This is a genomic window from Arthrobacter sp. CAL618, assembly GCF_000468215.1.
GTDB lineage: Bacteria > Actinomycetota > Actinomycetes > Actinomycetales > Micrococcaceae > Arthrobacter_D.
In genome coordinates, this window is the sequence record NZ_ASZW01000240.1 from 1 (window position 1) to 13861 (window position 13861).

The 13861-nt window shown below is 64.5% G+C and carries 15 protein-coding genes, 1 tRNA gene and 1 riboswitch; of the genes, 4 read left to right on the forward strand and 12 right to left on the reverse strand.

Annotation, left to right across the window (positions count from 1 at the left end):
* Window positions 1-27 precede the first annotated feature (27 nt).
* On the forward strand, window positions 28-177 hold the full coding sequence (locus K728_RS22405) for a YciI family protein (protein ID WP_272944195.1): 150 nt from the start codon (window positions 28-30) through the stop codon (window positions 175-177).
* Between the two features lie 119 nt (window positions 178-296).
* On the opposite strand, the gene K728_RS0114235 is transcribed toward K728_RS22405, so the two are convergent.
* The 3 genes from K728_RS0114235 to K728_RS0114245 are packed head-to-tail and all read right to left on the reverse strand — an operon-like array spanning window position 297 to window position 3216.
* A complete protein-coding gene (locus tag K728_RS0114235) occupies window positions 297-1100 on the reverse strand; it encodes an energy-coupling factor transporter transmembrane component T family protein (protein ID WP_019481762.1) in 804 nt (267 codons plus the stop codon).
* The gene (locus tag K728_RS0114240) at window positions 1097-2593 is read right to left on the reverse strand and encodes an ABC transporter ATP-binding protein (RefSeq protein ID WP_024477111.1); all 1497 of its coding nucleotides are present in this window, start codon (window positions 2591-2593) and stop codon (window positions 1097-1099) included. The genes K728_RS0114235 and K728_RS0114240 overlap by 4 nt, the downstream gene beginning before the upstream one ends.
* 5 nt (window positions 2594-2598) lie before the next feature.
* Window positions 2599-3216 carry an ECF transporter S component gene (locus tag K728_RS0114245; protein WP_024477112.1) on the reverse strand — a complete coding sequence of 206 codons (618 nt, stop codon included), beginning with the start codon at window positions 3214-3216 and terminating at the stop codon, window positions 2599-2601.
* A 68-nt stretch (window positions 3217-3284) separates the two neighbouring features.
* A riboswitch (TPP riboswitch) is annotated at window positions 3285-3402 on the reverse strand.
* 137 nt (window positions 3403-3539) lie between these two features.
* Here K728_RS0114245 and K728_RS0114250 point away from each other — a divergent pair.
* Window positions 3540-3800, forward strand: coding sequence for a DUF4235 domain-containing protein (locus tag K728_RS0114250; protein WP_024477113.1), 261 nt, complete (start codon window positions 3540-3542; stop codon window positions 3798-3800).
* Window positions 3801-3807: 7 nt separating this feature from the next.
* Here K728_RS0114250 and mnhG read toward each other — a convergent pair whose 3' ends face one another.
* Genes mnhG through K728_RS0114280 form a run of 6 tightly spaced genes read right to left on the reverse strand, consistent with a single transcriptional unit; the run spans window position 3808 to window position 10148 of the window.
* A complete protein-coding gene (gene mnhG, locus K728_RS0114255) occupies window positions 3808-4203 on the reverse strand; it encodes a monovalent cation/H(+) antiporter subunit G (RefSeq protein WP_024477114.1) in 396 nt (131 codons plus the stop codon).
* A gap of 3 nt (window positions 4204-4206) precedes the next feature.
* Complete coding sequence (locus tag K728_RS0114260; RefSeq protein WP_019481757.1) at window positions 4207-4464, reverse strand: monovalent cation/H+ antiporter complex subunit F; 258 nt, start codon at window positions 4462-4464, stop codon at window positions 4207-4209.
* On the reverse strand, window positions 4461-5045 hold the full coding sequence (locus K728_RS0114265) for a Na+/H+ antiporter subunit E (RefSeq protein WP_024477115.1): 585 nt from the start codon (window positions 5043-5045) through the stop codon (window positions 4461-4463). The genes K728_RS0114260 and K728_RS0114265 overlap by 4 nt, the downstream gene beginning before the upstream one ends.
* On the reverse strand, window positions 5042-6652 hold the full coding sequence (locus K728_RS0114270; RefSeq protein ID WP_024477116.1) for a Na+/H+ antiporter subunit D: 1611 nt from the start codon (window positions 6650-6652) through the stop codon (window positions 5042-5044). The genes K728_RS0114265 and K728_RS0114270 overlap by 4 nt, the downstream gene beginning before the upstream one ends.
* Entirely contained in the window at window positions 6649-7143 is a 495-nt protein-coding gene (locus K728_RS0114275) for a Na(+)/H(+) antiporter subunit C (protein WP_019481754.1), read from the reverse strand. Before K728_RS0114275 ends, K728_RS0114270 begins: the two co-directional genes overlap by 4 nt.
* The gene (locus tag K728_RS0114280) at window positions 7140-10148 is read right to left on the reverse strand and encodes a Na+/H+ antiporter subunit A (protein ID WP_024477117.1); all 3009 of its coding nucleotides are present in this window, start codon (window positions 10146-10148) and stop codon (window positions 7140-7142) included. Before K728_RS0114280 ends, K728_RS0114275 begins: the two co-directional genes overlap by 4 nt.
* 221 nt (window positions 10149-10369) lie before the next feature.
* Here K728_RS0114280 and K728_RS0114285 point away from each other — a divergent pair, with 221 nt between their 5' ends.
* On the forward strand, window positions 10370-11785 hold the full coding sequence (locus K728_RS0114285) for an MFS transporter (RefSeq protein ID WP_024477118.1): 1416 nt from the start codon (window positions 10370-10372) through the stop codon (window positions 11783-11785).
* Between the two features lie 20 nt (window positions 11786-11805).
* Here K728_RS0114285 and dcd read toward each other — a convergent pair whose 3' ends face one another.
* Window positions 11806-12381, reverse strand: a complete 576-nt coding sequence (gene dcd, locus K728_RS0114290; RefSeq protein WP_019481751.1) for a dCTP deaminase — start codon at window positions 12379-12381, stop codon at window positions 11806-11808.
* Window positions 12382-12415: 34 nt separating this feature from the next.
* Window positions 12416-13270 carry a tryptophan 2,3-dioxygenase gene (gene kynA / locus K728_RS0114295; RefSeq protein WP_019481750.1) on the reverse strand — a complete coding sequence of 285 codons (855 nt, stop codon included), beginning with the start codon at window positions 13268-13270 and terminating at the stop codon, window positions 12416-12418.
* 127 nt (window positions 13271-13397) lie between these two features.
* Here kynA and K728_RS0114300 point away from each other — a divergent pair.
* Window positions 13398-13471: transfer RNA gene (locus K728_RS0114300), tRNA-Gly, on the forward strand.
* Between the two features lie 18 nt (window positions 13472-13489).
* Here the strand turns inward: K728_RS0114300 and K728_RS0114305 are convergent.
* On the reverse strand, window positions 13490-13828 hold the full coding sequence (locus K728_RS0114305; protein WP_019481749.1) for a YnfA family protein: 339 nt from the start codon (window positions 13826-13828) through the stop codon (window positions 13490-13492).
* Window positions 13829-13861 lie beyond the last annotated feature (33 nt).

Consider the following 13861-nt stretch of genomic DNA (forward strand, 5'->3'; position numbering starts at 1 on the left):
ACGACGGTGCGCCGCCGCGGTGACCAGGTGAGTCTCACCGACGGCCCGTTCGCCGAAACGGCCGAGCAGTTGGGTGGTTTTTACGTGTTGGACGTCCCCGATCTGGGTGTGGCGGTGGAACTGGTGAAGTTGCTGCCCGAATACACGGTTGAGTTGCGCCCCATCACCGACTACTGACCGGATTCCTGACGCTGCCAGGCCCGTCCGACGACGCAGCCGCTGCACTTGAGCGGGCCTGGCAGGGGCGCTGGGCTCGGCTGCTTGCGCTGCTCGTGGGCCACTTCGACCCGGCGCCCCTATGAGGCGCCGATCAGGAAGTTCCACGTCCCCGCCCACACCGCCGCGGCTACCGCGGTCCCGGCGATCAGCACCCCGGCGAGGCAGACCCAGAGGTCCAGCCGGGTAAAAGTGCTTTCCCTCGCCCAGGTCCGGTCGCCGGCCCCGAATCCGCGCGCCTCCATTGCCACCGCGAGCCGGGTGGCCCGCCGGATCGCCTGCACAATCAGACCGAACCCCTGCCCCAGGAAATTCCTCAACCGGGCTACCGGATTGCCTTCAAACCCGACGCCGCGGGCGTGCCGGGCCAACCCGAGGGTCCGCCATTCGTCCACCAGCAGCCCAACGAGGCGCAGCCCCGCAAGCGCGCCGAGCACAAACCGGTGCGGCATCCGCAGCTTTTGCGCCAGGGCATCGGCCAGGTCCGTCGGATCCGTAGTGGTGAGCAGGAAAATTCCGGGCAGGGCGATGGCCAACCCGCGCAGGCCAATCGCAATGCCCGAGTTCACCGAATCCTGGGTGAACAGAATTGGGCCGAACTCCAGCAGGACAGCGCCGGTCTTCTCGGCGAGCAGCGCCGTACCGTAGGCAGCAACCACTGCCGCCAGCACCAGAGGCCAGGTCCGCTTCAGCAGTTGCCAGGCGCTGATCCCCAGCAGCGGGAGCAGCAGCAACTCGCTCACGAGGACGACGGCGGCGCTGACCCAGTCGATGCTGAGCATCACCACCACGGTGACCAGCACGGCAGCGAACAGTTTGGATAGCGGGTTGGCCCGCGGCAGGAGCCGGCCCGTGAGGTGGGGGGTCAGAACGTCAACACTCACGGACGCACCTCCACGTCGGCTCTGCCGTCGGCGACCCGTAGCAGCCTGCTGCCCAGCGCGTCGGTGAACTCCTGGTCGTGGGTGACCGCCAGCAGGCTGCCACCGTCCTGGATCAGTTCGGCAAGCAGCGCGACGAGTTCGGCCCAGGTGTTGGCATCCTGCCCGAAGGTCGGTTCGTCCAGGACCAGGATGTCCGGGTCTGTTGCCAGCATGGTCGCCACCGAAAGCCGCCGCTTTTCACCGCCGGACAGGGTGAAGGGGTTTGCCTGCAGCAGGGAGGTCAGCCTCAACCGCTCGGCGATGGGATCCACCCGCCGCCGGACCGCCGCCTCGTCAGTACCCCCTAGCCGGCGCGGACCAAATTCCAGCTCGTCGATCACCCGGTTGGTGAGGAACTGGTGCTCGGGTTCCTGGAACACCGTCCCAATCCTGGTCACCAGTTGCGCTGATTTCCAGGCGTGCGGGCTACTCCCGGCTCCGCGGGAGAGGGCCGGTGCGGCCTCCAACTGGCCTCCCCGCGCCGGCAACAACCCGGCCAGGGTCAGCGCAAGCGTCGATTTTCCGCCACCGTTGGGGCCCACGATGCCCAGGGATGAGCCGGCGGTGAGGGCGACGTCGACGCCGTCGAGCACCGCCGGTCCCCGTTTGGCCCGCGCCACTGATAGTCCCCTGGCAGTAAGCAGCTCCTCCCCCGGTGAGGATAGCTGCGTGGGAACCGACGGTTGATGACCGGGGAGCCACACCCCCGCCGCCGCCAGCCGGGCCCGGGTCGACGCGTCGGTCAGCACCGTGCCTGGGGGGCCGTCGGCGAGGATCCCGCCGTCGGCCGCCAGCACCACCACCCGATCCACCACATCGGCCCACACCGCCACCCGATGCTCTACCACCACAAGGGTGGCGCCGGTGCGGTCCAGGACCCGCCCGACGGCGTCCCTTACCTCCAGCACACCGGCCGGGTCGAGATTGGCGGTCGGTTCGTCAAGCAGCAGGAGCCCGGGTTGCATCGCCAGCACCGCCGCCAACGCCAGGCGTTGCTTCTGGCCGCCGGACAACGCACTGGTGGACCGATCCAACGGCACCTCAAGCCCCACGTCGTCGAGCGCCCGCCGAACCCGCTGCCAGATCTGGTCGCGCGGTACGGCCTGGTTCTCGGCGCCGAAGGCCACCTCGTCACCGACCCGGGCCAGCACAATCTGAGAGTCCGGGTCCTGAAGCACCAGCCCCGCGCGACCGCGCACCTCACCGGGAGGCCGCCCGTCGAGGGTGAGGGAACCGTGCTGTTCGCCCTGCCCCTCATCGCCGAGGACACCAGCCAACCCGTGCAGCAGGGTCGACTTCCCGGACCCTGACGCGCCGAGCAGCAGCACCCGTTCTCCGGGCGCTACTGTCAGGTCAACGTCCCGGACCGCCGGGGTTTTCCGGCCGGCGTGCCGCCAGCTCCAGCCTTGCGCGCTGATGCTGACGGCCGACGGCGTATTTCCGTGGTCAGCCATACCGGTTAGACGTCAGCCGTTCGTCCGGAGGCGAAAGCCGACAGCACCCCCGTCTTGGCCAGGGCACGGACCGCCAGCCACGACACCAGGCCAGCGATAATCACGCCCGAGATCGAGGCGAACACCACGTACATCAGTTGCCATTCGAAGGCCCAGAGGGCGTTGTACAGGATGTTCTCGCTGATCGAGAGGGCCAGGCCCGCGCCAAGCCCGGCGAGCAAAGCCACCCCGAGGTTCCACCTGCGGTACAGGAACAAGAGGAAGATGAGCTCGGCCCCGACGCCCTGAATGGCTCCGGAGAGCAACGTGGTCAACCCGAACTGGGTGCCCAGCAGCGCTGAAACCGCTGCAGCCAGCACTTCGCAGTAGATGGCTGCTCCGGGTTTCCTGATGATCAGACCGCCAAGTACCCCCGCGATCAGCCAGCCACCTGTGTAGAGACCGGCCAACGGCGGGAACGCTCCGGTCAAGGCAGCGATGCCCGTGTAGCCGGCCGACCATGCGAAGAACACCACCCCGACGGCGACCGCCACCACCGAGGCAACGACAATGTCGACCACCCGCCATTGATATCGGGCGCGCAGCGTCGACGTGTTTTGAGTTGGTGCAGTTGATGAAGCCATGTGAATTTACCTCCTGAGGTACAGGAGGGGAGGGTATCCGGGCCCATGGCGGGTGCCACCGGCCGGGCACCCTGAGATACTCGACTCCCTTCGCCGGTACTAGCCGGATCAGGTTCGAGGGTCTGCGGTAGGCCGCACTCTCAGCGCCCGTCCATCTGGATGGACGGCGCTCCCCTGTCGTATGTTTAGCAATTTCAACTCTACACCTGAGAGGTTCGTACCCACCACGGTGGCCGGCGGCGGGCTCCCGGCTGTGCTGGTGCGTCTCACCTCAACAGGAAAACGCTAGGCTTGAGAAAAGAGCCACCATCGAAGGAGACACCATGAATCAGCTTATGAAACTGCTGGGCGTAGCACTGAGCCTTGGCGCGGGCATCGCCGGAGCCAAGGTCGTGGATTTCATCTGGCACAAGACCACCGGCAAAGCCTCACCGAAGGACGAGGACGGGCTCGAAAACAGCCTCCGTTCCGCCCTCGCGTTCGCGCTGATCTCCGGTGCCGTGCGCGCCGTCCTGCAGGTCCTCACCAACCGCACCACGCAGCGGGCAGCCAACCGGTTCGCGAAGTCCCGCGACCTGACGTAGGTCCTATTTACGTCTCATCGGGGCGCTCGGTCGGATTCCGGCCGGGCGCCCTCTTGTTGGCGGCGTTCTCCACCACCTCGTCAAGTTCATCCATGCTGAGCAGGTCTCGCCGCAGGTGTTTGGTGCGGTATCCCGCCCGGCCCACCATGTGGGCTGAGACGGGGACGGTGAGGAGCATGAAAATCCAGCACACCAGCAGGACCGGGATCAACACCCAGCTGCGCATCTGTAAGCCCATGGCCAGAAGGAACAGCAGCAGTCCCAGCACCTGAGGTTTGGTTGCCGCGTGCATCCGGGTGAGGAGGTCAGGGAAACGGAGCAGGCCGACGCCGGCAGCAACCGACATCAGTGCCCCTCCGATCATGAGAACGGCTGTCACCACGTCAATGAGAGTCTCGCTCATGCCCTACTTCCTGTCCGTGACGAACCGGGCGACGGTCACGGATCCAATGAATCCGATCACCGAAATCCCGACCAGAAGCACAATATTGTCCAGGTGCCGGTTCACTGCCATGTCCACGGCCAGCGCTCCACCAATGATGGCGAGCAGCACATCGATCGCGAGCACCCGGTCCAGGATCGAGGGGCCTCGCGCAATCCGATACAAAGCGCACAGGGCGGCGAATCCGAGCAACAGTCCCACAATAATTACGGCGCTCGTCATTTCCGGATCCCCTCCTCACGCTCTTCGTTCTCCTGATCGAACCGGACCTCAGTCTGCAGCAGCGCCAGATCATCCCGGGTTCCCATAATCCTGATCAGCCAGGCTTCGGTGGCCCGCACATCGGACCTGATCTTCGCCGCACCCTCCGGCGTCTTCACATTCAGGCAGTGCAGGTACAGCGTGGAGGTAGAGCGGTCCACCTCCACCACCAGCGATCCGGGGATCAGGGAGAGCGCGTGCCCGGTGACGGTCACCAGAAGGTCGGACTGGCTCCGAAGCTGGACTGCCACCACCGCGTTGACAAGCCTCGGGCCCTGCGTGAGCGAGAGCCAAAACACTTCGAAACTCGCCACCACGAGCTTGTACAGGAATCGTCCGATGAACGGGACCGCGTACAACACGTTGAATCGGCCGCTGAGCTCCACCGGCGGCAGGTACAGCAGGTTGGCCACTGCGTAGGCGATCAGGCCGCCAAAAATGAGGTTCCCCGGACTGAAGTCCTGCCACAGTGCGCCCCAGACGATGACCAGCCAGATAATCAGGGGCAGTTCCGTGATGAAGGGGATCTTCTGTCGGCTCATGGCGCGATCCCTTCGCCCAGGACCGCTTCAATGTAATCGGTCCGCTCCAGCATGTTCTGCGCAGCGTTGTCGCTGATTTCAAACAACGGACCCGCCAGGAGGGTAAGGGTGACTCCCAGACCGACCAGGCCCATGGTGGGACCGACCATGGTGCGGGGTAGCAGGTTCACCGCTTTGCGCCCGGAGAACCGCCCAGTGGTCTCGCTGTTGACGCGCTGCGAGGTGCGAACGGCTGATCCGTCTGCCTTGGTGGCGAGCAGGATGGGATCCGGGTGCAGTGCGTCTTCGGGGCGGCGCCAGAAGGCGCGGTTCCAGACGCGGGCAATCGCCAGCAGGGTCAGGAGGCTGGTGAGCACACTGGCGCCAACCGCCACATAGGCGATGGGTGTGCCCAGTTCGACGCCGGCCTGCAGGATACCCAGCTTGCCGAGGAACCCGGAGAAGGGCGGTATTCCGGCCAGATTCATTGCCGGGATGAAGAACAGTACGCCAAGTAGCGGCGATAGCTTGGCGAGCCCACCAAGGCGATCCATATTGGCGGTCCCACCACGGCGTTCAATCAACCCGGTCACCAGGAACAGGCTGGTCTGCACCGTGATGTGGTGCGCCACGTAGAAGATCGCGGCGCCCAATCCGACGACGGTTGAGATCGCCAGCCCGAAGATCATGAACCCGATGTGGCTGACCAGGGTGAAGGACAACATTCGTTTGATATCCGACTGCGCCAAGGCCCCGAGGATCCCCACCACCATGGTGAGGATTGCCACCACCATCAGCAGGGTGTTGATGCGGTCGCCCGGGAAGAGCAGCGTCTCGGTGCGCACCATTGCGTAGACGCCCACCTTGGTGAGCAGGCCAGCGAACACGGCAGTTACCGGTGCGGGCGCTGTCGGATAGGAGTCAGGCAGCCAGAAGGACAGGGGGAAAACGGCTGCCTTGATTCCGAACGCCACCAAGAGCATCAGGTGCAGCATCATCTGCGTGGCAGGGTCGATCTCCCCGAGCTTCACCGCAAGATCGGCCAGGTTGATGGTTCCCGTTGCGGCATAGATCATGCCGATCGCAATCAGGAAGAGCAGCGACGACACCACGCTGACCACCACGTAGGTCACTCCCGCGCGGATCCGCTGGGTGGTTCCGCCGAGGGTCATCAGCACATAGCTGGCCGTCAGCAGGATTTCAAAGCCCACATACAGGTTGAACAGGTCGCCGGACATGAACGCGTTGGAGACGCCGGCCACCAGGATCAGGTAGGTGGGGTGAAAGATCGAGATGGGGCCGTCTTCATCGCCGTCGGTCATGCCCTGCCCGGTGGCGTAAATCAGCACCGCGAGGCTGATCGCCGTCGAAATAACCAGCATGAGGGCGGAAAACTGGTCGACCACCAGGGTGATGCCGAACGGCGGCATCCACCCACCAATGAACACCGCGGTGGCTCCGTGCTCTGCGGCATTCTGCAGGAGGAACAGTTCGAGGATCAGTGTGATGCTCAGGGTCGAAATGCTGACCGCCCGCTGCGAGCGGGAATGCCGGATCAGGAGGAAGGCAACCGCTGCGCCAAGGAACGGGAGGACCACGGCCAGCGGTGCGAGGCTTGCAATGTTCACCGTGGCTCCTTCGGTTCGGAGGGAAGATCAAGGACGCCCGCGTTTTGAGAGCCGGGTGCTTCCTCGGCTTCCTCCAGCGGGGTGAACTCGGTGGTTTCTTCGGGGACATCGGCGTCGTCTTCAGCGTCGAAGCTGCCCTGACTGGCGACCCTGCGGTCCTCCATATCGTCCTGGACCTCGTCGCGGCGGCCCAGCACCCAGGACCGGTAGATGATGCCCAGCATGAAGGCGGTCACGGCGAAGGAAATCACAATGGCGGTCAGAATCAGGGCTTGGGGCAGCGGATCCGAGTAGGCGTCGGCGGCGATCTCCTCCGAGTACAGGGGGGCGACGCCGGCCCGACCGCCAGCGGAAAGCAACAGGATGTTGGCGCCGTTGGCCAGCAGGATCAGACCCAGCAGGACCCGGGTCAGGCTGCGTTCCAGCAGCAGGTAGATGCCCCCCGCGAAGAGGGCTGCCATGACCACCAGCAGGGTGATGTTGACGCTCATCGAGCTACTCCCTCGCCGGTTTCGGTATGTTCTTGCTGTTGTAGCTTCATCTCGCTCGGGTCGTTCTTCGCCGAGAGGCCCTCGCTGCGTTCATCGATCTCCGAGCCCAGGCTGCGCAGCACGTCGAGCACCAGCCCGACGACCACCAGGTACACACCAATGTCGAAAATGGTCGAGGTGACGAACTTGACGTCGCCGAAGACCGGCAACCAGAACTCCAGGATGGCCGTCTGGAGGATCTGGCCTCCCAGCAGCAGCGGGATCAGCGCGCTCAGGGAGGTGGTCGCCATACCCGCGCCGAGCAGGACCCCCGCGCTCACCGGGCTGGCTTCCGCCAGTTCAAATCGGCCACCCGCCAGATAGCGCACGGTCAGCGCCAGCCCCGCCAACAGTCCACCCGCGAATCCACCGCCCGGCAGGTTGTGACCGGCGAGGAGGAGGTAAATGGAGAAGATAATGATCGAGTGGAAGAGCAGCCGGGTGACGACTTCGAAGATGATCGATCGGCGTTCGGGCGCGAGGGTCCGGCCGGCGACCAGCCACGCGTCCCGGGAGACTGACGAGAACTTCTTCGCCAACTCCAGTGCTGCGGCTTCCCGACCGAACTCGGCAATGGGTTCCTGGCCGCGATCGACGGATCCGGATTTGACGGTCTCTGCCCGCTGGCGGGTATCGCCCCGGCCACGGATGAAGATCAGGCTGGCGATGCCGGTGGCTGCGATGGCCAGTACTGAAATTTCCCCGTACGTGTCCCAGGCCCTGATATCGACCAGGGTGACGTTGACGATGTTCTCTCCACCGCCGCCCTCGTAGGCCAGACCCGGGTACTCCAGTGACACCGGGCTGGCGACCCGTGATGCCATGGATGACATGGCGATTGCCACCATCACCAGGCCGAAGGAAATTCCCAGCACGGCGCGCAGCAACCGGTACCGTCCCGGCTCCCGCTGCCACAGCCGCGCGGGTAGCGAGCGCAGCGCGAGCACAAAAGCCACCAACACAATGGTTTCCACCAGCATCTGGGTCAACGCCAGGTCCGGCGCACCCTGCAGCGCGAAGATGAGGGCCATCCCGTACCCGGTCACCCCGACCATGAGCACTGCCATGAACCGCTTGGTAGCGCGGACCGCAGCCAGAATGCCGATAATGATGACGACGCCGGCCGCCACCTGCGCTGGTGAATCAGCGATATGCCACCGATCCGGGAGCGGTGCATCGTAGAACAGGATCGCCGCCAGGGGGGCGAGGATGGCCATGGTCAGAATGACGAAGAGGTAGAACGCCAGCGAACCGCGCTGGGTGCGGCCGGTGATCCAGACGGCGACGTCGTCGAGCGTGCCGATGGTGTACTTGTAGCCGCGTTCAGCGTCGACCACTGAGGGAACCCTGGACTGGATACGCTCGACGTGGGCCCGGAACCAGAACAGCAGAATACCGACGGCGATGGTCACTACGGAGAGCAGCAGCGCGGGAGTGAACCCGTGCCAGAGGGCGAGGTAACTTTCCTCGCCGTCGGCTTCGAAGAGGGTGACGTAGGGCTGGATGATGGAATCCACTGGTGCAGGCCAGAGGCCGAGGACCACGGTGAATACGGTGAGCAGCGCCGGCGCGAAAAGGAAGGATTTCTCCACCTGCGTGAACGGGGTGGCGGCTTTGCCCTTGCAGGCGAAACCGCCCCAGACGAATCGCGCACTGTAGGCGAAGGTCAGGGCAGAACCAACAACGATGCCGACAAGCAGGAGTGTGCCGACGGGGGTGGGATCGATCTCCGCCTGGTGAACGAAGGTCTCGAAGACGGATTCCTTGGCCACGAAGCCCAGCAGCGGTGGGAGTCCCGCCATCGACGCAGCGGCGATCGTGGCGATCACGGCCAGGGCGGGGGCGGTTTTCCTGATTCCCGCGAGTTTGCGGATGTCCCGGGTGCCAGCCTGATGGTCGATGATGCCGACCACTAGGAACAGGGTGGCCTTGAACAGACCGTGGGCCAGGAGGAGGCCCAAACCGGCCAGCGCCCCGCCGGGGCCGCCGAGTCCGACCACCATCGTGAGGAACCCGAGCTGACTCACCGTTCCATACGCGAGAATCAGTTTCAGGTCATGCTGGCGTAGCGCCCGCCAACCGCCCACGAGCATGGTGGCAAGGCCGATTATCAACACCATCGGCAGCCAGGAGGCAGCATCAGCGAACCCCGGCGCGAACCGGGCGACCAGGTAAATACCAGCCTTCACCATCGCCGCGGCGTGCAGGTAGGCGCTCACCGGGGTGGGCGCCGCCATCGCACCGGGTAGCCAGAAGTGGAACGGGACCAACGCGGATTTGGTGAGGGCGCCGACGAGGATCAGCCCGATGGCGACGTCGATCACCAGTCCGTTGGACAGCAGCGACTCGGACTGCGCCATGATGTCCGAGATCCGGTAAGTCCCGGCGGTCTGGCCCAGCATGATCATGCCGACCAGCATGGTCAGACCGCCGAAGGTGGTAACGATCAGGGCCTGGAGAGCCGCGCGGCGCGCCGCCAGACGATGCCGCGAGTAACCGATCAGCAGGTAGGACAGGACAGTGGTCAGTTCCCAGAAAATGAACAGCAGGATCATGTTGTCGGCGGTGACCAGGCCGAACATGGCCCCAGCGAACGCGAGCAGTTGGGCGCCGAACGGGCCGATGTTCGGTTCGTCCTGCTTGAAGTACCGTGCACAGTAGAACAGGACCAGGGCGCCGATACCCAGGATCAGGATCGACAGTATTGCCGCCAGGGCATCCATCCGGAAAGCCAGCTCAAGGTTGAGACCGGGAATCCACTGGAAGGCTATCGAGGGCGGGGCATTGGGCTGGCCCTCGAGGAGACTCTGCCCCTCGCCCGTGTACTGGTCGAAGGTGATGACCAACCAGACGAAGGCCGCTCCGGGAACCGCCCCGATCACGTAGAAGGCCGAGCGGCCGAGCCGGCGGAAGATCAACGGCGCGACAAAGGCTACCGCGAATAACGCGATGAGCACGATTAGCACGATGATCTCCTGATCTCTCAGATGAGACGGTCAGCTGATAGACAGCGCGGACGGTCAGGGGCTTCGACTTATTCTACCTGTGGAATACAGGCCGTCCCGACGTATTACGCCGTCGGCGACTGTTTCGGGGTTTCCGGAATACCGTGCCTGACCCGCGCGTTTGTGCGATCAACGGAAGATGTTCATGGGTTTGCGGGTATCCGCGGGATAGCATTCACCGTATGAGCGTGGATCCTCCCCAGCCGGTGCCGTCCCATCCAGTTCCAGCTGCCCGGCCGGAGGGTACGACATCGGGCACGACGGCGTCCGGTGCGGGCCGGCTGCTGTCCCGGCCGGTCCTCGCGTGGGCCTCCTGGGACTGGGGATCGGCCGCCTTCAACGCGGTCATGACCACCTTCGTGTTCACCGTGTATCTGACCAGCGACGCGTTTGGTGGGGAGGCCAGGGCCTCGGTGGTGCTGGGCTGGGGTCTCGCCGCTGCCGGGGTGCTCATCGCGCTACTGGCACCGGTGACGGGGCAGCGCTCCGACAGCGGCGGCCGGCGCAAGCTCTGGCTCGGCGTGAACAGCCTCCTCGTGGCAGTCCTGACCGGGCTGTGCTTTTTCGTCTTCCCCCAACCCGAGTTCCTGCTCCTCGGGGTCGCGCTGATTGCACTGGCCAACGTCTTCTTCGAGTTCGCCGGAGTCAACTACAACGCCATGCTGACGCAAATTTCCACCCCGAGCAGCATCGGCCGGATCAGCGGGTTCGGGTGGGCCATGGGCTACGTGGGCGGCATCGTTGCCCTGATCCTGGTGCTCGTGGCCTTCGTGGAGCCAGTGTTCCCCTGGTTCGGCTCCGATACCACCGACAGCCTGAACATCCGGCTGGTCGCAGTGTTCTCGGCGATCTGGTTCCTGGCCTTCGCCCTGCCCGTGATGTTCGTCGTCCCGGAGGTACCGCGCAAGGAGAAAGCAGCCCAACTGGGCTTCTTCGCCTCCTACGGTCTCCTCTTCCGGCGGGTCAAGGCAATCTACCGGACCAGCCCCCACACCATCTTCTTCCTGCTGGCCAGTGCCATTTTCCGTGACGGGCTGGCCGCCGTTTTCACCTTCGGCGGCATCATCGCCGCGGGTACGTTCGGCTTCACCCTGAGCGAGGTGATTGTCTTCGCCATCGCCGGCAACCTGATTGCGGCGGTCGGTGCCATCGGCGGCGGTTTCCTGGACGACAGGACTGGGCCCAAACGGGTCATCATCATCTCGTTGATCGGCCTGCTGGTAGCCGGGTCTGCCGTCCTGGTCCTTGGCCCGGGCACCCACGATGTGTTCGGCTACACCTGGACCGGAGATACGACGTTCTGGGTCTTCGGGCTGATGCTCACCCTTTTCGTCGGCCCGGCGCAGGCCTCATCGCGTGCATATCTTGCGCGTCTGGCTCCGGACGGAGAAGAGGGTGAACTGTTCGGCCTGTACGCCACCACGGGACGAGCCGTCAGCTTCCTCGCACCCGCTCTCTTCGCGGCGTCGATCACCATCTTCGGTGAACAGCGGTTTGGGATTATCGGCATCCTGGTGGTGCTGCTGGTCGGACTGCTGGTGTTGCTCCCGGTGAAGCCGCCCGCGAAGGTGGCTACCGCCGTCGTCCCGTCCTACTGAGGGTCGGCTGGGGCTGGCTGTCAGATGGCGGTGCGGTGGAAGTTCTGGTGGCTGCGCGACGCCGTCGGGCCGCGCTGTCCCTGGTACCGGTTCCCGTAGGGGCCGGAGCCGTACGGGTGTTCGGAGGGGGAGGTGAGCCGGAAGAAGCAGAGCTGGCCAATCTTGGAGCCGGGCCACAGTTTGATGGGCAGGGTGGCCATGTTGGAGAGCTCAAGGGTGACGTGTCCGGAGAAACCCGGGTCGATGAATCCCGCGGTGGAGTGCGTCAGGAGTCCGAGCCGCCCCAGTGAGGACTTGCCCTCCAGCCGTGCCGCGATGTCGTCCGGAAGGGTCACCGTCTCGTAGGTTGACCCAAGGACAAACTCACCCGGGTGCAGGATGAACGGCTCGTCCGGGTCCACCTCTACCAGCCTGGTCAGCTCGGGCTGGTCTTCAGCAGGGTCGATGTGCGCGTACTTGTGGTTGTCGAACAACCGGAAGTAGCGGTCAATCCGGACGTCGACGCTCGAGGGCTGGACCATCGCCTCGTCATAGGGATCCAGCACAATTCGCTGGCGGTCAATTTCGGTTCGAATGTCGCGGTCGGAGATCAGCACGGTTCAAAAATACCGCAGTCCCCGGGGTTAGTGGTTATCGGCCGATCTCGGTGCGCACGGCGTAGAGCTCCGGGAAGAAGGTGAGCTCGAGGGCCTTCTGGAGAAAACCTACGCCTGAGGACCCGCCCGTGCCGCGTTTAAACCCAATGGTTCGTTCGACAGTCTTCAAATGCCGGAACCGCCAGAGCTGGAAATTGTCTTCCAGGTCCACCAGTTCCTCGCAGGCCTCGTAAAGGTCCCAGTTGTCCTCGGCGTTCTCGTACACCGCCTTGTACACCTGGACGAGTTCCGGGTTGAAGACGTGGGCGGTGCGGAGGTCCCGCTCCAACAGCTCAGCGGGGATGTTGTGTCCCCGGCGGGAAAGGAACCTGATGAACTCGTCGTAGATACTCGTCTGATCCAGCAGGGTGGCCAGCAGCTCCTGCGCCTCGGGGTCATTCGCGAAAACCTCAAGCATCCCGGCGTTCTTGTTGCCGAGCAGGAACTCGACGGCGCGGTACTGGTAGGACTGGAAGCCGCTGGAAGCACCGAGATCCCCGCGGAACTCGGCATATTCGGAGGGGGTGAGGGTGGCCAGTACCGACCACTGCTCGGTGAGGGAGCGCTGGATGTGCTTGATCCGGGCGATCCCCTTCATCGCCGATCGCAGGTCATCGACCTGCAACTTGGCACGCACCGCACGCAGTTCGTGAAGCACCAGCTTGAGCCAGAGCTCCGACGTCTGGTGCTGGATGATGAACAGCATCTCGTCGTGGTGCTCGGGGCGGCTGACCGGATGCTGCGCTGCGAGAAGCTCCCCCAGGGAAAGATAGGATCCGTAGCTCATCTTCGCGGTGAAATCCTTCTCGATGCCCGCTTCCAGGTCCCTGGTGTTCTTTTCGACGCTCATGGTCTTAGGGTACCTACCGCGGCGAGGCCCGGTGTCCGGCCCGGTGTTTTCGGGACGGTGAGGTTGAGGTAGGCTGAATCTCGTTGTTTTCGCAGGGATTCAGGCCACACTGTCGGCTGGTCTCCATGCGGGCGTAGCTCAATGGTAGAGCGCTAGCTTCCCAAGCTCGATACGCGGGTTCGATTCCCGTCGCCCGCTCCAGTTTTCGGCCCCACGGTGTCAGCCCACCGGCCGTGGAGCGAACATGATCACCGCCACCCCCACCAGGCAGAGCACCGATCCGCCGATATCCCAGCGGTCCGGACGGAATCCGTCAAACACTATGCCCCAGGCCAGGGATCCCGCGACGAATACCCCACCGTAGGCAGCGAGGATCCGGCCGAAGTTCGCGTCCGGCTGCAGGGTGGCGATAAACCCGTAGGCCGCGAGCGCCATCATGCCCAGCCCGGCCCACCACCACGGTTTACCTTCCCTGATGCTTTGCCACACCAGCCAGGCACCGCCGATCTCGGCGACCGCGGCAATGACAAAAAGGACCACAACGAGGACGACAGTCATACTGCATTATTGCCGAGTGGTGGGTGTGGCGGG